The sequence below is a fragment of the Enterobacter sp. RHBSTW-00175 genome (assembly GCF_013927005.1).
In the GTDB taxonomy this organism is placed as follows: Bacteria; Pseudomonadota; Gammaproteobacteria; order Enterobacterales; family Enterobacteriaceae; genus Enterobacter.
Window position 1 is genome coordinate 3,230,893 of the sequence record NZ_CP055930.1, and the last position, 20,436, is coordinate 3,251,328.

22 protein-coding genes are annotated in these 20,436 nt (G+C 54.3%); 14 read left to right on the forward strand and 8 right to left on the reverse strand.

Annotated elements, in window-relative coordinates:
- The first annotated feature begins 13 nt into the window (after positions 1-13).
- Both HV107_RS15290 and HV107_RS15295 read left to right on the forward strand, forming a co-directional pair.
- Positions 14-559: an antibiotic biosynthesis monooxygenase gene (locus HV107_RS15290; RefSeq protein ID WP_182059804.1), complete on the forward strand. Its 546-nt coding sequence runs from the start codon at positions 14-16 to the stop codon at positions 557-559.
- Positions 560-580: 21 nt separating this feature from the next.
- Positions 581-2,449, forward strand: coding sequence for an amidohydrolase (locus HV107_RS15295; protein WP_182059805.1), 1,869 nt, complete (start codon positions 581-583; stop codon positions 2,447-2,449).
- Between the two features lie 47 nt (positions 2,450-2,496).
- Here the strand turns inward: HV107_RS15295 and HV107_RS15300 are convergent, their stop codons facing one another.
- Positions 2,497-3,099 (reverse strand): peroxiredoxin C, encoded by a 603-nt coding sequence (locus HV107_RS15300; protein WP_182059806.1) that lies wholly within the window; start codon positions 3,097-3,099, stop codon positions 2,497-2,499.
- A gap of 127 nt (positions 3,100-3,226) precedes the next feature.
- On the reverse strand, positions 3,227-3,808 hold the full coding sequence (gene acpH, locus HV107_RS15305; RefSeq protein ID WP_182059807.1) for an ACP phosphodiesterase: 582 nt from the start codon (positions 3,806-3,808) through the stop codon (positions 3,227-3,229).
- Between the two features lie 92 nt (positions 3,809-3,900).
- Between acpH and queA the strand changes: the two genes are divergently transcribed.
- The 7 genes from queA to HV107_RS15340 all read left to right on the forward strand — a co-directional run bounded on the left by queA (position 3,901) and on the right by HV107_RS15340 (position 10,569).
- Positions 3,901-4,971, forward strand: a complete 1,071-nt coding sequence (queA, locus tag HV107_RS15310; RefSeq protein ID WP_182059808.1) for a tRNA preQ1(34) S-adenosylmethionine ribosyltransferase-isomerase QueA — start codon at positions 3,901-3,903, stop codon at positions 4,969-4,971.
- Positions 4,972-5,026: 55 nt separating this feature from the next.
- Positions 5,027-6,154 (forward strand): tRNA guanosine(34) transglycosylase Tgt, encoded by a 1,128-nt coding sequence (gene tgt / locus HV107_RS15315; protein ID WP_182059809.1) that lies wholly within the window; start codon positions 5,027-5,029, stop codon positions 6,152-6,154.
- Positions 6,155-6,176: 22 nt separating this feature from the next.
- Entirely contained in the window at positions 6,177-6,509 is a 333-nt protein-coding gene (yajC, locus tag HV107_RS15320; protein WP_042320789.1) for a preprotein translocase subunit YajC, read from the forward strand.
- A 27-nt stretch (positions 6,510-6,536) separates the two neighbouring features.
- Complete coding sequence (secD, locus tag HV107_RS15325) at positions 6,537-8,384, forward strand: protein translocase subunit SecD (protein ID WP_182059810.1); 1,848 nt, start codon at positions 6,537-6,539, stop codon at positions 8,382-8,384.
- A gap of 10 nt (positions 8,385-8,394) precedes the next feature.
- On the forward strand, positions 8,395-9,366 hold the full coding sequence (gene secF, locus HV107_RS15330) for a protein translocase subunit SecF (protein ID WP_182059811.1): 972 nt from the start codon (positions 8,395-8,397) through the stop codon (positions 9,364-9,366).
- A 142-nt stretch (positions 9,367-9,508) separates the two neighbouring features.
- Complete coding sequence (locus HV107_RS15335; RefSeq protein WP_182059812.1) at positions 9,509-9,874, forward strand: VOC family protein; 366 nt, start codon at positions 9,509-9,511, stop codon at positions 9,872-9,874.
- 14 nt (positions 9,875-9,888) lie between these two features.
- A complete protein-coding gene (locus HV107_RS15340; RefSeq protein ID WP_182059813.1) occupies positions 9,889-10,569 on the forward strand; it encodes a YafY family protein in 681 nt (226 codons plus the stop codon).
- Positions 10,570-10,688: 119 nt separating this feature from the next.
- On the opposite strand, the gene HV107_RS15345 is transcribed toward HV107_RS15340, so the two are convergent.
- Positions 10,689-11,573, reverse strand: coding sequence for a nucleoside-specific channel-forming protein Tsx (locus tag HV107_RS15345; protein WP_182059814.1), 885 nt, complete (start codon positions 11,571-11,573; stop codon positions 10,689-10,691).
- 268 nt (positions 11,574-11,841) lie between these two features.
- On the reverse strand, positions 11,842-12,381 hold the full coding sequence (locus HV107_RS15350; protein WP_014069104.1) for a DUF3251 domain-containing protein: 540 nt from the start codon (positions 12,379-12,381) through the stop codon (positions 11,842-11,844).
- A 152-nt stretch (positions 12,382-12,533) separates the two neighbouring features.
- Here HV107_RS15350 and nrdR point away from each other — a divergent pair, with 152 nt between their 5' ends.
- From nrdR to thiL, 5 genes are all read left to right on the forward strand, one after another.
- Complete coding sequence (nrdR, locus tag HV107_RS15355) at positions 12,534-12,983, forward strand: transcriptional regulator NrdR (RefSeq protein WP_014069105.1); 450 nt, start codon at positions 12,534-12,536, stop codon at positions 12,981-12,983.
- Between the two features lie 4 nt (positions 12,984-12,987).
- Positions 12,988-14,091: a bifunctional diaminohydroxyphosphoribosylaminopyrimidine deaminase/5-amino-6-(5-phosphoribosylamino)uracil reductase RibD gene (gene ribD, locus HV107_RS15360; RefSeq protein ID WP_182059815.1), complete on the forward strand. Its 1,104-nt coding sequence runs from the start codon at positions 12,988-12,990 to the stop codon at positions 14,089-14,091.
- Positions 14,092-14,178: 87 nt separating this feature from the next.
- Positions 14,179-14,649, forward strand: coding sequence for a 6,7-dimethyl-8-ribityllumazine synthase (gene ribE / locus HV107_RS15365; RefSeq protein ID WP_006176874.1), 471 nt, complete (start codon positions 14,179-14,181; stop codon positions 14,647-14,649).
- A gap of 21 nt (positions 14,650-14,670) precedes the next feature.
- Positions 14,671-15,090 carry a transcription antitermination factor NusB gene (gene nusB, locus HV107_RS15370; RefSeq protein ID WP_014069107.1) on the forward strand — a complete coding sequence of 140 codons (420 nt, stop codon included), beginning with the start codon at positions 14,671-14,673 and terminating at the stop codon, positions 15,088-15,090.
- A gap of 78 nt (positions 15,091-15,168) precedes the next feature.
- Complete coding sequence (gene thiL / locus HV107_RS15375) at positions 15,169-16,140, forward strand: thiamine-phosphate kinase (RefSeq protein ID WP_182059816.1); 972 nt, start codon at positions 15,169-15,171, stop codon at positions 16,138-16,140.
- A gap of 42 nt (positions 16,141-16,182) precedes the next feature.
- Here the strand turns inward: thiL and HV107_RS15380 are convergent, their stop codons facing one another.
- The 4 genes from HV107_RS15380 to xseB all read right to left on the reverse strand — a co-directional run bounded on the left by HV107_RS15380 (position 16,183) and on the right by xseB (position 20,253).
- Entirely contained in the window at positions 16,183-17,157 is a 975-nt protein-coding gene (locus HV107_RS15380; RefSeq protein ID WP_182059817.1) for an aldo/keto reductase, read from the reverse strand.
- Positions 17,158-17,223: 66 nt separating this feature from the next.
- Positions 17,224-19,086: a 1-deoxy-D-xylulose-5-phosphate synthase gene (gene dxs / locus HV107_RS15385; protein WP_182059818.1), complete on the reverse strand. Its 1,863-nt coding sequence runs from the start codon at positions 19,084-19,086 to the stop codon at positions 17,224-17,226.
- A gap of 24 nt (positions 19,087-19,110) precedes the next feature.
- On the reverse strand, positions 19,111-20,010 hold the full coding sequence (gene ispA, locus HV107_RS15390; protein ID WP_182059819.1) for a (2E,6E)-farnesyl diphosphate synthase: 900 nt from the start codon (positions 20,008-20,010) through the stop codon (positions 19,111-19,113).
- Positions 20,011-20,253, reverse strand: coding sequence for an exodeoxyribonuclease VII small subunit (gene xseB, locus HV107_RS15395; RefSeq protein WP_014069112.1), 243 nt, complete (start codon positions 20,251-20,253; stop codon positions 20,011-20,013). It lies immediately after the preceding gene.
- Positions 20,254-20,436 lie beyond the last annotated feature (183 nt).

Sequence of the window (20,436 nt, forward strand, 5' to 3'; positions counted from 1 at the left end):
CCAGGGAACTTTTATGGCGCAAACATCACATGTGACGCTGGTGATCACCCATACGTTACTGCCTGGACAAGCCGGGCGATACGAACAGTGGCTTGGCAAAATCATGCCCATCGCGGCTGAATTTCCCGGACATCTGGGGGCTAACGTCATCCGCCCGTCCGAAGGACAGAGCCTGTGGACGGTGATTATCCGCTTCGACACCATTGAGCACCTTTATGCCTGGACGCAGTCCGATACCCGTAATGTGCTGGTGAAAGAGATTGAGCCACTGCTGGCGGAAGGCGATAAAACGGAAGTGCGCACCGAGGCGGCATTCTGGTTCACTCCGCCAGAGACAAATGTGCGTAAACCAAAGCAGTGGAAACAGTTTCTCATCACCCTGCTGGTTATCTTCCCCAGTACCAATGTGGTGCCGCTGGTGACTGGCGCGCTGCTTCCTGGCCTGAAAGGCACTTTACTGCTGCATTTGATTAACGATGCCTGTGTGGTCGCGCTGGTGGTCTGGCTGTGGATGCCCATCGTGACCCGTCTGTTTGCCGGATGGCTGAAAAAAGCCTGATCCGGTTCAAAGGAGTACGTTATGTCTCAAACTGCCACACTGATCTTAACGAAAGGTAAGATCCACACCCTTGATCGCGAAAATCCGCTGACGGAAGCGGTGGCTATCGCTAACGGCAAGATCCTCGCGACCGGGAATCACGATCGCATCATGAGTTATGCAACCCAGGGCACGCAAATTGTTGATTTGCAGGGAAGCACAGTGATCCCCGGTCTTAATGACTCCCACCTGCACCTGATTCGCGGCGGGTTGAACTACAACCTCGAATTACGCTGGGAAGGTGTCCCTTCCCTGGCAGACGCGTTACGGATGCTAAAAGATCAGGCCGACCGTACGCCATCTCCCCAGTGGGTCCGCGTTGTGGGCGGCTGGAGTGAATTCCAGTTTGCCGAACGCCGGATGCCCACCATCGAAGAGCTTAACGAGGCCGCTCCGGATACCCCGGTGTTTGTACTGCATCTCTACGATCGCGCGCTGCTCAACCGCGCTGCGCTCAAAGCCGTTGGCTATACCAAAGAGACACCAAACCCGCCGGGTGGGGAAATTGTGCGTGATAACAACGGCAATCCGACCGGGCTGCTGATCGCTAAACCGAATGCGATGATCCTCTACGCGACGCTGGCAAAAGGACCAAAGCTGCCGCTTGAACTGCAGGTGAACTCTACGCGTCAGTTTATGCGCGAGCTGAACCGCCTGGGGCTGACCAGTGCTATCGACGCAGGCGGCGGTTTCCAGAACTACCCTGAGGATTACGAGATAATTGAGCAACTGCACGCCAAAGAGCAGATGACGGTGCGTATTGCCTATAACCTCTTTACTCAGCGTCCAAAGCAAGAACTGGAAGACTTTGAACGCTGGACCGATATGCTCAAGCCAGGGCAGGGGACGGATTTCTACCGTGCCAACGGTGCAGGCGAGATGCTGGTCTTCTCGGCGGCGGATTTTGAAGACTTTCTCCAGCCTCGCCCGGATCTGCCTCAGGGTATGGAAGACGAACTGGATCGCGTGGTGCGTCATCTGGTGGAAAACCGCTGGCCGTTCCGTCTGCACGCGACCTATGACGAATCCATCAGCCGGATGCTGGATGTGTTTGAGAAGGTAAACCGCGAGATCCCGTTCAACGGGCTGCACTGGTTCTTTGACCACGCTGAAACCATTACCGAGCGTAATATCGAACGTGTTAAAGCACTGGGCGGCGGGATTGCGGTGCAGCACCGTATGGCCTTCCAGGGGGAATACTTTGTTGATCGCTATGGTAAAGAGGCGGTGAAACATACGCCGCCGGTGGCGAAGATGCTGGAGCTGGGCGTACCGGTAGGGTTAGGGACGGACGCGACCCGTGTGGCGAGCTATAACCCGTGGACGGCGCTTTACTGGCTAGTGTCCGGGCGTACCGTGGGCGGGCTGGCGATGTATGACGACAACAACCGCCTGCCGCGCGATGTTGCGCTGGAACTGTGGACCGCAGGCAGCGCGTGGTTCTCCAGCGAGCAAGGTAAGAAGGGCCGTCTGGTTGAAGGTCAGCTTGCCGATCTGGTGGTGCTTTCGAAAGACTATTTCAGCGTGCAGGAAGAAGAGATTAAAGGCATCGAGTCGGTGCTGACCGTGGTGGATGGCAAGGTGGTGTACGCAGCCGGGCACTTTAGCCCGCTGTCACCACCGCCAATCCCGGTCGTGCCGGAATGGTCACCGGTGGTTAAGGTGCCTGGACATTATCGCTCAGCTCCGCCAGCTGCCAGCAAGGTGGGCGCGGTGGTGCAGATGCACCAGTGTATCGGGAGCTGTGGTGTGCATGGGCACGCGCACGACATAGCCCGTCAGTCAGATATTCCGGTGTCGGACGATCAGGCGTTCTGGGGCGCGCTGGGCTGTTCCTGCTTCGCGTTCTGAATAAAAAAAGGCCCGCATAAGCGGGCCTTTCTCGTAAACCGTGCCAATTACAGGCTGGATACGTTCTCTGCCAGGTACTTAGCAACACCTTCTGGAGATGCAGCCATACCTTCTTTCCCTTTTTCCCACTGAGCCGGGCACACTTCGCCGTGCTCTTCGTGGAATTGCAGCGCGTCAACCATACGCAGCATTTCGTCGATGTTACGACCCAGTGGCAGATCGTTCACCACCTGGTGACGAACGATGCCGTTCGCATCGATCAGGAAGGAGCCACGCAGTGCAACGCCAGCGTCCGGATGTTCGATACCGTAAGCCTGCTGGATTTCGCGTTTGATGTCCGCAACCATTGCGTATTTCACCGCACCGATGCCGCCGTTGTCGACAGGGGTGTTACGCCATGCGTTGTGTACAAATTCAGAGTCGAAGGAGACGCCAACAACTTCTACGCCACGCTTCTGGAATTCTTCGTAACGTTTGTCGAACGCGATCAGCTCAGACGGGCAAACGAAAGTGAAGTCCATTGGCCAGAAGAACAGAACGGTCGCTTTACCGTTGGTGTGCTGTTTGAAGTTGAAGTTTTCAACGATTTCACCGTTGCCCAGAACTGCTGCAGCTGTAAAATCCGGAGCCGGACGAGTTACCAGAACCATATGATTCTCCTGTAGATACTAAGGTTATTTGGAACGCAACGCGGGCCAGTATAGAGAGTGTCCGCTAATAAGACAAAGAGGTGGTGACAATCGTTCCACAAGCTTTCGCCTATCAATCATTCTTTAATTAAAGTTGCTTACTTTTGGCTTGAGCCATCATGCGCGGGTAAAACTGCCAGAAACGCGTTTCCAGCGCATCGTAATGCTCGTCCAGGTCATGCCAGGAATCACGCAGCGCATCCAGGCGCGGGCGACGGCTCGCCATACCGTTCAATACATTCTGGATAAAGTCCATCTCGCGATAGCGCTCAAGCCAGCGTTCAGACCACAGGTAGTTATTCAGGTTCACAAAGCGCGGCGGTGAGTCGGGCAAAATGATCGACACCTGCTGATGGGCATAGCGCACAAACTCCGGTAATGGCATCTCTGGCGAGAGTTGCGCCCAGTGGCGCGACAGAAAATGGTCCCACATCACATCCAGCGTAATTGGCGCAACGCGGCGCGTTTCGGGGCGGAACCACGCTTTGGCTTCCGTCACTTCGGGCAGATTATCCGTCAGCACGTCGATACGGCGGTGCATAAAAATCCCGTCGACTATCTCAGGGGAATAGTTCTCGGCAGGGTTACCGCGGACAAAATCGGCCAGCAAATTGCCGGAAAGAGAGCTGTCAGCGAGATGAGCGAGATGCAGGTGAGCAAGAAAATTCATGCGTTTTATTTGTCCGGTAGCGGCTAGTTGTTGCAGCAAAAGAGTGTGAGCACTAGACTATGCCGCCTGTTTTTAAGTCACGAGTATACGTCATGCGCGTCGCCGATTTTTCCTTTGAACTACCTGAATCCCTGATTGCTCACTATCCAATGCCTGAGCGCAGCAGCTGTCGCTTGCTGTCACTGGACGGGCCAACGGGCGCGCTGACGCACGGTACTTTCACCGATTTGCTCGACAAGCTCAACCCTGGCGACCTGCTGGTCTTTAACAATACCCGCGTGATCCCAGCGCGTCTGTTTGGCCGTAAAGCCAGTGGCGGCAAGATTGAAGTGCTGGTCGAACGTATGCTCGATGATAAACGTATTCTGGCACATATTCGCGCCTCTAAAGCGCCGAAGCCGGGTGCGGAACTGCTGCTGGGTGACGATGAGAGCATTAAAGCGACCATGACCGCGCGTCACGATGCGCTGTTTGAAGTGGAGTTTAATGACGAACGCACGGTGCTCGACATCCTGAACACCATCGGCCACATGCCGCTGCCGCCGTATATTGAGCGCCCGGACGAAGAGGCAGACCGCGAGCTTTACCAGACCGTCTACAGCCAGAAACCTGGCGCGGTAGCCGCACCGACGGCGGGCCTGCACTTTGACGACCCATTGCTTGAAAAACTGCGCGCAAAAGGCGTTGAGATGGCGTTCGTGACGCTGCACGTGGGCGCGGGGACTTTCCAGCCGGTACGTGTCGACAGTATCGAAGACCACATCATGCACTCCGAATATGCTGAAGTGCCGCAGGATGTTGTTGAGGCAGTGCTGGCGGCGAAAGCCCGCGGCAGCCGCGTGATTGCTGTCGGTACAACCTCCGTACGCTCGCTGGAGAGCGCCGCGCAGGCTGCCAAAAATGACCTGATTGAGCCGTTCTTTGGCGATACGCAAATCTTTATTTACCCGGGCTACCAGTACAACGTAATTGATGCTCTGGTGACCAACTTCCATCTCCCTGAATCAACGTTGATTATGCTGGTTTCCGCCTTTGCGGGGTATCAGAATACGATGAACGCATACAAGTCTGCGGTAGAACAAAAATATCGCTTTTTTAGCTACGGGGACGCGATGTTTATCACGTACAATCCGCAGGCTTTGAATGAGCGTGTCGGGGAATAAGTCCGCGGCACCAGAATAATGTGTCGGACTGTTTTTCTGGCACAGAGGAATAAAAATGAAATTTGAACTCGATACCACCGATGGCCGCGCGCGTCGCGGTCGCCTGGTGTTTGATCGCGGCGTGGTGGAAACCCCCGCATTTATGCCTGTGGGCACCTACGGCACCGTAAAAGGGATGACGCCGGAAGAAGTTGAAGCCACTGGCGCACAGATTATTCTCGGCAATACCTTCCACCTGTGGCTGCGTCCTGGTCAGGAGATCATGAAGCTGCACGGCGACCTGCATGACTTCATGCAGTGGAAAGGACCAATCCTCACCGATTCCGGCGGTTTCCAGGTCTTCAGCCTGGGTGATATCCGCAAAATAACTGAGCAGGGCGTTCACTTCCGTAACCCGATCAACGGCGATCCGATTTTCCTCGATCCTGAAAAATCGATGGAGATTCAGTACGATCTCGGTTCCGACATCGTGATGATCTTCGACGAATGTACGCCATACCCGGCGGACTGGGATTACGCGAAACGTTCCATGGAGATGTCTCTGCGTTGGGCGCAGCGTAGCCGCGACCGTTTTGACTCTCTCGAGAACAAAAACGCGCTGTTCGGCATTATCCAGGGCAGTGTTTACGAAGATTTACGCGATATCTCTGTTAAAGGTCTGGTAGAGATAGGTTTTGATGGCTACGCTGTCGGCGGTTTGGCTGTAGGTGAGCCGAAGGAAGACATGCATCGCATTCTTGAACATGTCTGCCCGCAAATACCAGCAGATAAACCACGTTACCTGATGGGTGTGGGTAAACCAGAAGATCTGGTTGAAGGTGTGCGCCGCGGCATTGATATGTTCGACTGCGTAATGCCAACCCGTAACGCGCGTAACGGTCATCTGTTTGTTACCGATGGCGTGGTGAAAATCCGTAACGCGAAGCATAAGAGTGACACCAGCCCGCTCGATTCTGAGTGTGATTGCTATACCTGTCGCAATTATTCCCGCGCGTATTTGCATCATCTCGATCGTTGCAACGAGATTTTGGGCGCGCGTCTCAATACCATTCATAATCTTCGTTATTATCAGCGCTTAATGGCTGGTTTACGTAAGGCTATTGAAGAGGGTAAATTAGAGAGCTTCGTGACCGATTTCTACCAACGTCAGGGTCGGGATGTTCCACCTTTGAACGTTGATTAATTTTAATAATGAGGGAATTTGAATGAGCTTTTTTATTTCTGATGCGGTAGCAGCAACTGGCGCGCCTTCTCAGGGCAGCCCAATGTCTCTGATTCTGATGCTGGTTGTGTTCGGTCTGATCTTCTATTTCATGATCCTGCGTCCACAGCAGAAGCGCACCAAAGAGCACAAAAACCTGATGAACTCTATCGCGAAAGGCGATGAAGTGCTGACCAACGGTGGCCTGGTGGGTCGCGTGACCAAAGTAGCTGAAAGCGGCTACATTGCTATCGCCCTGAACGACACCACTGAAGTGGTTATCAAACGTGACTTCGTAGCTGCCGTTCTGCCGAAAGGCACCATGAAGGCGCTGTAATCCCAACTTTTCCCAAAGGGAACTGCCGTGTTAAACCGTTATCCTTTGTGGAAGTACATCATGCTGGTCGTCGTGATTCTCGTCGGCCTGCTGTACGCGCTTCCCAACCTGTATGGTGAGGATCCGGCCGTTCAAATCACTGGCGCGCGCGGTGTCGCCGCCAGTGAGCAAACGCTGATCCAGGTCCAGAAAACGTTACAAGAAGAAAAAATTACCGCTAAGTCTGTGGCACTGGAAGAGGGCGCTATTCTTGCTCGCTTCGACACCACCGACACGCAGCTCCGCGCTCGTGAAGCGCTGATGGGCGTGCTGGGTGATAAATATGTCGTGGCGCTTAACCTTGCTCCTGCAACCCCGCGTTGGCTGGCTGCACTTAATGCAGAGCCAATGAAGCTCGGTCTTGACCTGCGTGGTGGTGTTCACTTCCTGATGGAAGTGGATATGGACACCGCACTGGGCAAATTGCAGGAACAGAATATCGATAGCCTGCGCAGCGATCTGCGTGATAAAGGCATCGCGTACACCACCGTGCGTAAAGAAGATAACTACGGCATGAGCATCACGTTCCGCGACAGCGCGGCACGCGACCAGGCTGTAACTTACCTGTCTCAACGTCACCGTGACCTGGTTATTACCTCTCAGGGCAGCAACCAGCTGCGTGCCGTGATGACGGATGCGCGTCTGAGCGAAGCGCGTGAATACGCGGTTCAGCAGAACATCAACATTCTGCGTAACCGTGTAAACCAACTGGGTGTGGCTGAACCACTGGTACAGCGTCAGGGTGCTGACCGTATTGTGGTTGAACTGCCGGGTATCCAGGATACTGCGCGAGCGAAAGAGATTCTGGGTGCGACTGCAACGCTTGAGTTCCGTCTGGTTAACTCTAACGTCGATCAGTCCGCTGCTACTGCGGGCCGTATTCCGGGCGACTCTGAAGTGAAACAGACACGTGAAGGCCAGCCAGTTGTGCTGTACAAACGCGTGATCCTGACCGGTGACCATATCACCGACTCCACTTCAAGCCAGGATGAATACAACCAGCCGCAGGTTAACATCTCGCTGGATAGCGCAGGTGGTAACATCATGTCTAACTTCACCAAGGACAATATCGGTAAACCGATGGCGACCTTGTTCGTGGAGTACAAAGACAGCGGTAAGAAAGATGCGAATGGCCGTGCAGTGCTGGTGAAAGAGGAAGAGGTGATTAACATCGCCAATATCCAGTCTCGTCTGGGTAACAGCTTCCGTATCACCGGTATTAACAACCCGAATGAAGCCCGCCAGCTGTCACTGCTGCTGCGTGCCGGTGCGCTGATTGCGCCAATTCAGATTGTTGAAGAACGTACGATTGGTCCAACCCTGGGTATGCAGAACATCAAACAGGGTCTGGAAGCGTGTCTGGCGGGTCTTGTTGTTTCAATCCTGTTCATGATCTTCTTCTATAAGAAGTTTGGTCTGATTGCGACAAGCGCGCTGCTGGCGAACCTGGTGATGATCATCGGCATTATGTCCCTGCTGCCGGGGGCGACGCTGACCATGCCGGGGATTGCGGGTATCGTTCTGACCCTTGCGGTGGCGGTCGACGCCAACGTACTGATCAACGAACGTATCAAAGAAGAGTTGAGCAATGGTCGCTCTGTGCAGCAGGCGATTGAAGAAGGCTATAAAGGTGCTTTCAGCTCCATCTTCGATGCGAACGTAACAACACTGATTAAGGTTCTTATCCTGTACGCAGTGGGTACTGGCGCAATCAAAGGCTTTGCAATTACAACCGGTATCGGTGTTGCAACGTCGATGTTTACCGCTATTGTCGGCACCCGTGCCATCGTGAACCTGCTGTACGGCGGCAAGCGCGTCAAAAAGCTGTCTATCTGAGGAGTGCGTTGTGGCACAGGAATATACTGTTGAACAATTGAACCACGGCCGTAAAGTCTGGGACTTTATGCGCTGGGACTACTGGGCCTTCGGCATTTCAGGTTTTTTGCTGATTGTCTCCATCGCCATTATGGGCGTGAAAGGCTTCAACTGGGGGCTCGATTTTACCGGCGGTACGGTAATTGAAATCTCTCTGGAAAAACCGGTCGATATGGACCAGATGCGCCTGTCACTGCAGAAGGCGGGCTTTGAAGAGCCGTTGCTGCAGAATTTCGGTAGCAGCCGCGACATCATGGTACGTATGCCTCCGGTACACGACGCCAACGGCAGCCAGGAGCTGGGTAGCAAGGTCGTTAATGTAATTAACGAATCGACCAGCCAGAATGCGGCGGTGAAGCGTATTGAGTTCGTTGGCCCGAGCGTAGGTGCAGACCTGGCGCAGACCGGTGCGATGGCGCTGATGGTGGCGCTGATCTCCATCCTGATCTACGTTGGCTTCCGCTTCGAGTGGCGCCTGGCGGCAGGCGTGGTTATCGCGCTGGCGCACGACGTGGTGATCACCATGGGCGTACTGTCGCTGTTCCACATTGAGATTGACCTGACTATCGTGGCATCCCTGATGTCCGTTATCGGTTACTCACTGAACGACAGTATCGTGGTATCTGACCGTATTCGTGAAAACTTCCGTAAGATCCGTCGCGGTACGCCGTACGAAATCTTTAACGTGTCGTTGACCCAGACGCTGCACCGTACGTTGATCACATCCGGTACAACCTTGATGGTTATCCTGATGCTGTATCTCTTCGGTGGCCCGGTGCTGGAAGGCTTCTCATTGACCATGCTGATTGGTGTGACTATCGGTACTGCTTCGTCTATTTACGTTGCATCCGCTCTGGCACTGAAACTTGGCATGAGACGTGAGCACCTGCTCCAGCAGAAAGTCGAAAAAGAAGGGGCGGACCAACCGTCAATTCTGCCGTAAGACATTGTCTTATGCATAAAAAAATCCCGGTCTGTTGGCCGGGATTTTTTTTTATCTGCTGCTGACAAACACTCCTGACAGTATGCTGTCAGGAGGGCTGTCATACACTCCTTCTGAACCCAAACAACAGGCAGGAGGAAGTATGAAAAGTGTCATTAACTGGTTTGAAATTCCCGTCGCGGATATGGATCGCGCCATCAAATTCTACGAGCCGGTAATGCAGGTCGCGCTGCGTCGCGAAAAAATGGATTGTGCAGAGCTGGCGGTGTTCCCGCATGACGATCCGGCGACCGGTGGCGCGCTGGCTAAATTTGATGGCATTACACCCTCACAGCAGGGCGCTATTATTTATCTGCATACTGACAATCTGGCCGCCACGCTCGACAGAATCGCGTCTGCGGGCGGAGAATGTGTGTTTGGCCCGCTGGAGCTGCCACGTGGTATCGGCACCATTGCCCTGTTTACCGACAGCGAAGGTAACCGGGTTGGCCTTCATCAACCCGCCTGAGAGCTAAAGAGACTATGACCCGACGCGCTGACCGTTTATTTCAGATTGTGCAGATCCTGCGGGGCAGGCGTCTGACGACGGCAGCGCATCTGGCAGAGCGACTCGGGGTTTCTGAGAGAACCGTTTATCGCGATATCCGCGACCTTTCCCTTTCTGGAGTGCCGGTGGAAGGTGAGGCGGGGAGTGGTTATCGTCTGATGTCCGGTTTCGACTTACCCCCGCTGATGCTGACAAACAAAGAGTCTGAAGCATTGATGGTGGCGATCCGTCTGCTGAAAACCTGGGGCGGGGAATCACTGTCGCGTGAGCTGGAATCGGCCCAGGAAAAGGTGCTGGCGATCCTGCCGGAAGAGAGTCGTCGCAAGGCAGAGCAGACACGCATTTATGCGCCGGATATTGCCCTGCAAAACCACTCCCGCAATCACTTCGATGTGATTCATCAGGCGATATCTGCCCAGCGGGTTCTGGCACTGCATTATCGGGATGAAGCCGGGCAGCTCTCAAAGCGAGAGGTTCAGCCGCTGGGGCTGTTCTTCTGGGGAGAACGCTGGCTGCTGGCAGCCTGGTGTGAAAGGCGCGATGACTACCGCTGCTTCCGACTCGACAGGTGTTTGAATATTGCATCGACGGAGAGACGCTTTAGCGAGAGTGCAGACAGGTCTCTGGCGGATTTTCTCAGGAAGGTGAAGCAGTAAAAAGCCGGGTGGCGAGGTTAAAGCAAAACGGCAACATACGTTGCCGTTTTTTGCGTTTGCACCCTCTCCCGTGTGAGAGGGAAGGGGTGAGGGCATCAGCCCGTACAATCCCGCAGTGATTAGAAGTTGTAACCTACTACCAGGTAACCACCCCAACCGGTAGAACGAACGCTGAAGTCGCCGTCGCCGAAGTTCAGGCTGGCGTCGTCGTTCCACTGACCACCGTTGTGCCAGTAACGCGCAACAACAGAGTAGTGCCAGTGATCGTAGTTCAGCGCCAGGATGTGGCTGGAAGCGATGGAGTTGTTGGTACGCGCTTTCTTACCGTTCAGATCACGGAAGTCGTTGTCGCCCAGGTCTGAACCCCAGTCAAAGTTGGTGAAGCCGATGTAGCTCAGGTTGCCGCCCCACAGCTGGGTAATTGGCACAAAGTATTTCACTTTGAAACGGTAGCCATCCCACTCGTTCTCGTTCGCTGCACCGTAGTTCTGCCACTGGTATTTCGCGTAGACGTTCATGGACAGGCTCATCGGCAGGCCAGTGTCGATGTCCGTACCCAGACCCATGTACCAGGTGCTCTGACGACCGGACTTGTTGCGGCCCATGTCGTAGATGTAGTTGTTTGCGAAGTACCACTCTTTGAATGGACCGAACGCCAGGCTGGTGCCGGTCAGCTTATCGATGGAGAAGCGTGGTTCAATTTCCATGAACAGCGGCGAGCCGTGGTTCCAGATACCTTTTGCATCGGTATTACCACCAAAGAAGACCGGCGCATCCATATAGCCGTAGAAATCAAACCAGTCTTTCTTGGCAAATGCTTCGTACTCCAGGTAGGTATCGTTACGGAGCTGTGGTCCGAAACGGGTGTGGTAGCTGCCTACCACGTTTACGCTCTGATGCCACCAGTCGGAAACGTATTCTGGTTTATCGTTTTCTGCTGCGTTAGCAGTGAAAGAAGAGGAAAGTGCCAGCACTGCGCCGGCTGCAAGTAATGTTTTTTTCATAATCATGCCACTGATTGAAATTCCCTTCCGGGAGTGAAAAATGCGCGATTTGCGTTTCAAAATATTTCGTGTTTCTGCGGAGCCTATTATAGGAATCCTTGCTCACAAAAATATGTGTTGTTTCACATATCTCTCACGTGCGTAATCGATTGCGTTCACGTTTGCGTACTTTAAACGGCGGGGATTGTAACGGCAAACATTTATGTTGCCAATCTATACGAAATGTAAATGTTAGCGGAGTGACATTGCACTCCGCTGAAAAGGGGGGTTATTGCGCGGCGGGCTGGATATCGTGAATGCGGATAAAACCTAGCTGATCCGGGGTAAGACCACTCAGCTGGAGCGGAATATCAACATCGCTCGGAGCCAGTGTACTGGCGGGAGCTGTGAAGAGTTGGTTCTTCACGTTCACTTCCTGGTAGCTCTCGGTGGTGCCCTGAATCTGACCCCACTCAACGGTGCCGCTAAATGCAGGCAGCGGATCGTTGGACTCACCGTGAATGCGCAATGTTACTCGAGTACCATCTGCATTGGCCGCCACATTGACCATCGACATTTTCAGCGTGCCAATCTGACTATTGAGCCGGGCAGGGGTATTTGCCCCTGGCAGCAGATAAACGCCGCTGGTGGATTTCACATTCAGCGCGTTTTGCTGAGTGATCTTCACCGTCTCCTTATTCAGCTTATCCATGGCTGAATTGAGCGTGCTCACGCTTTGTTTCATTTCGTGAACTTCAGTTTGCTGTGCACAGGCGCTCAGTGTGAAGAGGCTTCCCACCAGGAAAATTCTTATGTAACGTCTTGTCATTGCGTTAATTTCCTTGAAGTAACGGATTACCGTAATGGTAGCCAGCATCTTACCGCCAGGTATAGATCCTTTGTCTCAAAAAGCTCTTCCTTTGTTGTCAGCCCAGATCAGGGTAAAATAGAGGAAAGTTAACCGGATAGTCAGGACACCGTATGCATTGCCCATTCTGCTCCGCTGTGGATACCAAAGTAATCGACTCTCGTCTTGTGGGCGAAGGCTCGTCTGTACGCCGTCGTCGGCAATGTCTGGTGTGTAATGAACGTTTCACCACTTTCGAAGTGGCTGAACTTGTGATGCCGCGCGTGGTGAAAAGCAACGACGTGCGTGAGCCATTCAACGAAGAAAAACTGCGCAGCGGGATGCTAAAAGCACTGGAAAAACGGCCAGTCAGCGCAGATGACGTTGAAACAGCGTTAAATCATATTAAATCCTATCTTCGTGGTTTAGGGGAGCGCGAGGTGCCGAGTAAAATGATCGGCAACCTGGTGATGGAGCAGCTTAAAAAGCTCGATAAAGTCGCGTACATCCGCTTCGCCTCTGTGTACCGCAGTTTCGAAGATATCAAAGAGTTCGGCGAAGAGATCGCCCGCCTACAGGATTAAGCTCATGCAGGATGAGATTTACATGGCGCGAGCGCTGAAACTGGCGCAGCGCGGGCGTTTTACCACCCATCCCAACCCGAATGTCGGCTGTGTCATTGTGAAAGATGGCGAGATTGTCGGTGAGGGTTTCCATTTTCGCGCCGGTGAGCCTCATGCTGAAGTTCATGCCCTGCGTATGGCGGGTGAAAAGGCACGTGGCGCGACAGCGTACGTGACCCTTGAGCCTTGCAGCCACCACGGGCGTACCCCACCGTGCTGCGAAGCCCTGATTGCAGCAGGCGTTTCGCGGGTGGTCGCAGCGATGCAGGATCCCAATCCGCAGGTTGCCGGGCGCGGCCTTTACCGGCTCCAACAAGAAGGTATCGACGTCAGCCATGGTCTGATGATGAACGATGCCGAGGCCATTAATAAGGGTTTCCTTAAGCGTATGCGCACGGGGTTCCCATATATTCAGCTGAAGCTGGGCGCTTCGCTTGATGGTCGTACGGCGATGGCTAACGGTGAAAGCCAGTGGATAACGTCACCGCAAGCAAGGCGCGATGTGCAACGTCTGCGTGCGCAAAGCCATGCTATCCTCACCAGCAGTGAAACCGTTTTGGCTGACAACCCGGCGATGACTGTTCGCTGGGATGAACTGAATGCCGATACTCAGGCGCTTTATCCGCAGGAAAATTTGCGTCAGCCGCTGCGTATTGTGATTGATAGCCAGAATCGCGTGACGCCGGAGCACCGCATCGTCCAGCAGCCAGGCGAAACCTGGTTTGCCCGGACCAAAGCAGACGATCGCAGCTGGCCGGAAGGTGTTCGTAGCATTATGGTGCCGGAGCACAACGGGCATCTCGATTTAGTGGTGCTGATGATGCTGCTTGGCAAACAACAGGTGAACAGCATCTGGGTGGAAGCGGGGCCAACGCTTGCCGGTGCGCTGTTCCAGGCAGGGCTTGTGGATGAACTGATAGTCTACGTTGCCCCTAAACTGCTAGGAAACGCTGCACGCGGGTTGTTTGTGTTGCCAGGCCTTGAAAAACTGGCCGATGCCCCACAACTCAAATTCAGCGAGATTCGTCCGGTTGGCCCGGATGTCTGCCTCCATTTAACGACAGCGTAATTGCTCCTGAAATAGGGAAGCAGTGCGCAAAGTATTATGATAAAATCCGCCCCCCTGCGGGGCCAAATGAACCCGTAAAGGAAGAGTATGAACATTATTGAAGCTGCTGTAGCTACCCCGGACGCTCGCGTCGCCATCACCATTGCGCGTTTCAACAACTTCATCAACGACAGCCTGCTGGAAGGTGCGATTGACGCCCTGAAACGTATCGGCCAGGTTAAAGATGACAACATTACCGTTGTTTGGGTTCCAGGTGCTTACGAACTGCCACTGGCAGCAGGCGCGCTGGCAAAAACCGGTAAATACGACGCGGTGATTGCACTGGGTACTGTTATTCGTGGCGGCACTGCGCACTTCGAATACGTTGCGGGTGGTGCAAGCAATGGTCTGGCACACGTTGCGCAGGATGCTGAAATTCCTGTCGCGTTCGGCGTGCTGACCACTGAAAGTATTGAACAAGCTATCGAACGCGCTGGCACCAAAGCCGGTAATAAAGGTGCAGAAGCTGCACTGACCGCGCTTGAGATGATCAATGTATTGAAAGCCATCAAGGCCTGATTTTTTTGTAAGGGGAATTCCGTGAAACCTGCTGCTCGTCGCCGCGCCCGTGAATGTGCCGTCCAGGCACTTTACTCCTGGCAGTTGTCCCAGAACGACATCGCTGATGTTGAATACCAGTTCCTGTCAGAGCAAGACGTGAAAGACGTTGATGTTCTGTACTTCCGTGAACTGCTGTCGGGAGTGGCGACTAATAGCGCGTATCTCGATGGTCTGATGAAGCCATACCTGTCTCGTCTGCTCGACGAGCTGGGTCAGGTTGAAAAAGCAGTGTTGCGTATTGCGCTGTTTGAGCTGTCAAAACGTGATGATGTGCCGTACAAAGTGGCCATCAACGAAGCTATCGAACTGGCGAAAACCTTCGGTGCTGAAGACAGCCACAAATTTGTAAACGGCGTGCTGGATAAAGCCGCACCTGCGATCCGTCCCCACAAAAAGTGATCCGCAAACCGGAGTTTCGCATTGCCTTGCCGGCAGTGCGGCTCCGGTTTTTTTCTTTTATCTGCTGAGGCATAACGCATGGCATGTGGCGAATTTTCCCTTATTGCCCGTTATTTCGACCGAGTCAGAACCTCTCGTCTTGATGTTGAAACTGGAATCGGCGACGACTGCGCACTTCTCAATATTCCCGAAAAACAGACGCTGGCGATCAGCACCGACACCTTAGTGTGCGGACGTCATTTCTTACCTGATATCGATCCTGCTGACCTGGCGTATAAAGCGCTGGCGGTGAACGTGAGCGATCTGGCGGCAATGGGCGCCGATCCTGCGTGGCTAACGCTGGCATTAACCCTGCCGAATGTTGATGAAGCCTGGCTCGAAACGTTCAGCGATGCGCTGTTTGAACAACTCAATTACTACGATATGCAGCTGATTGGCGGTGATACCACCGGCGGACCGCTGTCGATGACGCTGGCTATCCACGGCTATGTGCCTGTTGGGCGCGCACTTAAGCGCTCGGGAGCAAAACCGGGTGACTGGATCTACGTAACCGGTACGCCGGGCGATAGCGCCGCAGGGCTGGCTATTCTTCAGGAACGTTTAACGGTTGACGATGCCGATGACGCTGCCTATCTGATGAAACGCCATCTGCGGCCAACGCCGCGAATTCTTCACGGCCAGGCCCTGCGCGAGCGCGCCAGCTCGGCTATCGATCTCTCTGACGGGCTGATCTCCGATCTGGGTCATATCCTGAAGGCCAGCGGTACAGGGGCGCGTGTTGATCTGGATCTGTTCCCGCTTTCCGCGCAAATCCGTCGCCATGTTGAACCCGAGCAGGCCCTGCGCTGGGCGCTGTCCGGTGGTGAAGATTATGAGCTGTGCTTTACCGTCCCGGAACTGAATCGCGGTACGCTGGATGTGGTGCTGGGTCACCTGGGTGTGCCGTATACCTGTATCGGGCAGATCCTTCCTGAAAGTGAAGGGATGCAGTTTGTCCGCGAAGGTGCACCGGTCGCGCTCGACTGGAAAGGATACGATCACTTCGCGTAAGTTTTTTTGCCGGGTAAGGCGAAGCCGCCACCCGGCGTTTATTTATTTAAATCCCACCACAGGATGCGGTTCATACGGCGTTTCCAGCTCGGCAATCTGCTCCGGCGTCAGGGTTATATCTACGGCATTGAGCAACTCGTCCAGTTGCTCTTCACGCGATGTGCCAATGATCGGTGCTGCAACTCCACGTTTGCTCAGTAACCACGCCAGCGCGACCTGCGCTCGCGTCGCTCCGGTATCGTCGGCTATTCCCGCCAGGCGTTCGGCAATCAGGGCATCACTGGCCTCAGTGGCGTCATACAAGGTTTTACCAAATGCATCCGACACCGAACGGGCTGTGGTTTCGCCCCACGGGCGGGTTAAACGTCCGCGAGCCAGCGGGCTCCACGGAATAACTGCCACCCCCTCCTGATAACAGAGCGGCAGCATTTCGCGCTCTTCTTCGCGATAAATCAGATTGTAGTGATCCTGCATGGTGACAAAGCGCGCCCAGCCGTGCTGTGCCTGAAGGTTTAACGCGGTTGCAAACTGGGCTGCGTGCATGGAAGAGGCGCCGATGTAACGTGCTTTACCGGCTTTGACCACATCATTAAGCGCTTCCAGCGTCTCTTCGACAGGCGTGTTGTAATCCCAGCGGTGGATTTGCAGCAGATCGACATAATCCATATTCAGGCGTCTGAGGCTGTCGTCAATGGAACGCAGGATCTGCCCGCGTGAAAGCCCTTCTGGTAAATCGCCGGTCTTATGGAAGACCTTGGTCGCCACCACCACGTCATCGCGGCGGGCAAAGTCACGCAGGGCGCGCCCGACTATCTCTTCGCTGCTGCCGTCTGAGTAACTGTTGGCGGTGTCAAAGAAGTTAATGCCGCCGTCGATGGCGTGTTTGATGATAAGACGACTGCTCTCTTCCGGCAGTGTCCAGGCGTGATTTCCCCGGTCAGGCTCGCCAAATGTCATGCAGCCGAGACAAAGTCGGGAAACCTTAAGGTCTGTTTTTCCTAATGTATTGTATCGCATGGTTCCACTCCTGCTGATTGCGTAAAGCGTTACCTTTAAGCATAGCAGGAGCGGAAAGGGGAGGGCTTAGGCCAGCCAGGTGCGGATTTTAGCTTCAATACCTTCGGCATCAAGGCCGATGGTTGCACGGGCTTCGTCTTGCGTCCCTTGCGGGATAAAGTGGTCTGGCAAACCGAGGTTCAGAACCGGCACGGCTTTACGGTGTGCCATCAGCACCTCGTTCACGCCGCTACCTGCACCGCCCATAATGGCGTTCTCTTCGAGCGTCACCAGCACGTCATGGGCTTCAGCCATGCTCAGGATCAGGGATTCATCAAGCGGCTTCACAAAACGCATATCTACCAGGGTGGCATTCAGCGTTTCGGCAACCTTAGCGGCTTCTGGCATCAGTGTACCGAAGTTCAGAATCGCCACTTTTTCGCCGCGACGTTTCACCAGACCTTTGCCAATCGTCAGTTTTTCCAGCGGTTGCAGTTCCACGCCCACTGCGTTACCGCGCGGGTAGCGAACGGCACTTGGGCCATCCTGATAGTGGTAGCCGGTAAACAACATCTGGCGACATTCGTTTTCGTCGCTTGGGGTCATGATGACCATGTCCGGGATGCAGCGTAGGAAGGAGAGGTCAAATGCCCCCTGGTGCGTTTGACCGTCGGCACCTACGATCCCTGCCCGGTCGATAGCGAACAGCACCGGCAGTTTCTGGATGGCGACGTCATGGATCACCTGGTCATAGGCGCGTTGCAGGAAGGTGGAGTAAATCGCGACAACCGGTTTGTAGCCGCCGATCGCCAGCCCCGCCGCGAACGTCACCGCGTGTTGTTCTGCAATAGCGACGTCGAAATACTGGTCAGGGTATTTTTTCGAAAATTCCACCATGCCAGAGCCTTCGCGCATGGCCGGGGTGATGGCCATTAGCTTGTTATCTTTGGCCGCCGTTTCGCACAGCCAGTCACCGAAGATTTTTGAATAGCTCGGCATCCCGCCGCTGCTTTTTGGCAGGCAGCCGCTGGTTGGGTCAAATTTCGGTACCGCGTGGAAGGTAATCGGGTCTTTTTCCGCAGGTTCGTAACCACGCCCTTTTTTGGTCATGATGTGCAGGAACTGCGGGCCTTTCAGGTCGCGCATGTTCTTGAGCGTGGACACCAGCCCCAGAACGTCGTGGCCGTCGACCGGGCCGATATAGTTAAAGCCCAGTTCTTCAAACAGCGTGCCAGGCACAACCATGCCTTTGATATGTTCTTCGGTACGCTTGAGCAGCTCTTTGATTGGCGGAACGCCAGAGAAGACTTTTTTACCGCCTTCGCGAAGCGTGGAGTAGAGCTTGCCAGAGAGCAATTGTGCCAGGTGGTTATTCAGCGCGCCAACGTTCTCAGAGATAGACATCTCGTTGTCGTTGAGAATAACCAGCATGTCCGGCTTGATATCACCCGCATGGTTCATGGCTTCAAACGCCATACCGGCGGTGATCGCCCCGTCACCAATCACGCAGACAGTGCGGCGCTGCTTGTTCTCTTTTTCGGCAGCGACAGCGATACCGATACCCGCAGAAATGGAGGTAGAAGAGTGGCCGACGCTTAATACGTCGAATTCACTCTCACCGCGCCACGGGAACGGATGCAAGCCGCCTTTCTGGCGAATAGTGCCAATCTTATCGCGACGGCCAGTCAGAATTTTGTGCGGATATGCCTGGTGACCCACGTCCCAGATTAACTGATCAAACGGCGTGTTATAGACGTAATGCAGCGCCACGGTCAGTTCAACCGTGCCAAGCCCGGAGGCGAAATGGCCGCTGGAGCGGCTAACGCTGTCGAGCAGGTAGCGACGCAGTTCGTCACACAATTTCGGCAGGCTCTCTTTCGGCAACAGGCGCAACTCCTGGGTGGAGTCAACTAACGCCAGTGTCGGGTATTTGGCAATATCAAAACTCATCAAAGGCTCATCGAGATATACAGTTTATTTATCACGCTGGATTATATAGTCCGCTAGCGCTTCCAGTGCCGAGGTATCCAGTGATTGCGCGGCCAGTTGATTCAGTGACTGGCGGGCATCATCAATCAGGTCCCGGGCTTTACGTTGGGCTTGCTCAAGGCCCAGAAGGGCGGGATAGGTGCTTTTGCCAAGCTGCTGATCGGCACCCTGACGTTTACCCAATGTTGCAGTATCGCCCACCACATCCAGAATGTCATCCTGAACCTGGAACGCCAGACCGATACTTTCTGCGTATCTGTCCAGAATCGGCAGGGCTTTGCGTCCCTGTTCACCCGCACTCAGCGCACCCAGACGAACGGCTGCGCGAATTAAGGCACCCGTTTTGTGACGGTGAATACGCTCAAGCTGTTCCAGATTAACCTGACGTCCTTCGGCCTCAAGATCCAGCGCTTGCCCGCCGCACATCCCTGCAACGCCACTGGCCATTGCCAGCTCGGAAACCATTGCCAGGCGATCGCGGTCGGCCACTTCGGCCATTGGTGCATCGCTTAAAATCGAAAACGCCAGCGTTTGCAGGGCATCACCCGCCAGAATGGCATTCGCTTCGCCAAACTTGATGTGGCAGGTTGGTTGACCACGACGCAAATCGTCGTCGTCCATGGCCGGCAAATCGTCATGGATCAGCGAGTAAGCATGGATGCATTCAACGGCAGCAGCCGGTGCATCCAGGGTGTTTTCACTGATGCCAAACATCTTTCCGGTGGCGTAGACCAGGAACGGGCGCAGGCGCTTTCCACCCAAGAGTGCGCCATAGTGCATGGCCTCAACCAGTGGAGTGTTCTGAAAAGGCTGCGGCTCAATAAAACGGCGCAACGCATCGTTGGCACGCACAACGCACGCCTGAAGCTGTGTGGAAAAATCCATTTACTCGGCGTCCGGTGTGAAAGGTGTCGTCGCGGCGTCTTCGGCTTCGGAGAGCAGGATCTGCACGCGTTGTTCAGCCTGCTGTAATTTAATCTGCCCCTGGCGTGCAAGCTGCACCCCACGTTCAAATTCGTTGAGTGCGTCTTCCAGCGGCAGATCGCCACTCTCAAGACGGGTTACAATTTGCTCCAGTTCACTCAGCGCAGTTTCGAAACTGGCCGGTGCGTCATTTTTCTTCGGCATAGTGAATGTCTGACTCTCATATTTTCTGCCCTGTCATGGTAACGGACTCGGGCGGATAAGCAAATAACGCGCAATGTGCACAGGAGCCGCGCGATAGTGGTATACTTGCGCGCCTGGATACAGCCTTCGGTATAGGGGCTGTTGTACTTTTCCATTACAAGCCTTAATAAGCTTGCCTAAGAA

Bases quoted from the DNA above. Each gene is read 5' to 3' on its own strand.
- HV107_RS15290 (WP_182059804.1), top strand. From the start codon at position 14: ATGGCGCAAACATCACATGTGACGCTGGTGATCACCCATACGTTACTG.
- HV107_RS15295 (WP_182059805.1), top strand. From the start codon at position 581: ATGTCTCAAACTGCCACACTGATCTTAACGAAAGGTAAGATCCACACC.
- HV107_RS15300 (WP_182059806.1), bottom strand. From the start codon at position 3,099: ATGGTTCTGGTAACTCGTCCGGCTCCGGATTTTACAGCTGCAGCAGTT.
- acpH (WP_182059807.1), bottom strand. From the start codon at position 3,808: ATGAATTTTCTTGCTCACCTGCATCTCGCTCATCTCGCTGACAGCTCT.
- queA (WP_182059808.1), top strand. From the start codon at position 3,901: ATGCGCGTCGCCGATTTTTCCTTTGAACTACCTGAATCCCTGATTGCT.
- tgt (WP_182059809.1), top strand. From the start codon at position 5,027: ATGAAATTTGAACTCGATACCACCGATGGCCGCGCGCGTCGCGGTCGC.
- yajC (WP_042320789.1), top strand. From the start codon at position 6,177: ATGAGCTTTTTTATTTCTGATGCGGTAGCAGCAACTGGCGCGCCTTCT.
- HV107_RS15335 (WP_182059812.1), top strand. From the start codon at position 9,509: ATGAAAAGTGTCATTAACTGGTTTGAAATTCCCGTCGCGGATATGGAT.
- HV107_RS15340 (WP_182059813.1), top strand. From the start codon at position 9,889: ATGACCCGACGCGCTGACCGTTTATTTCAGATTGTGCAGATCCTGCGG.
- HV107_RS15345 (WP_182059814.1), bottom strand. From the start codon at position 11,573: ATGAAAAAAACATTACTTGCAGCCGGCGCAGTGCTGGCACTTTCCTCT.
- HV107_RS15350 (WP_014069104.1), bottom strand. From the start codon at position 12,381: ATGACAAGACGTTACATAAGAATTTTCCTGGTGGGAAGCCTCTTCACA.
- nrdR (WP_014069105.1), top strand. From the start codon at position 12,534: ATGCATTGCCCATTCTGCTCCGCTGTGGATACCAAAGTAATCGACTCT.
- ribD (WP_182059815.1), top strand. From the start codon at position 12,988: ATGCAGGATGAGATTTACATGGCGCGAGCGCTGAAACTGGCGCAGCGC.
- ribE (WP_006176874.1), top strand. From the start codon at position 14,179: ATGAACATTATTGAAGCTGCTGTAGCTACCCCGGACGCTCGCGTCGCC.
- thiL (WP_182059816.1), top strand. From the start codon at position 15,169: ATGGCATGTGGCGAATTTTCCCTTATTGCCCGTTATTTCGACCGAGTC.
- HV107_RS15380 (WP_182059817.1), bottom strand. From the start codon at position 17,157: ATGCGATACAATACATTAGGAAAAACAGACCTTAAGGTTTCCCGACTT.
- dxs (WP_182059818.1), bottom strand. From the start codon at position 19,086: ATGAGTTTTGATATTGCCAAATACCCGACACTGGCGTTAGTTGACTCC.
- ispA (WP_182059819.1), bottom strand. From the start codon at position 20,010: ATGGATTTTTCCACACAGCTTCAGGCGTGCGTTGTGCGTGCCAACGAT.
- xseB (WP_014069112.1), bottom strand. From the start codon at position 20,253: ATGCCGAAGAAAAATGACGCACCGGCCAGTTTCGAAACTGCGCTGAGT.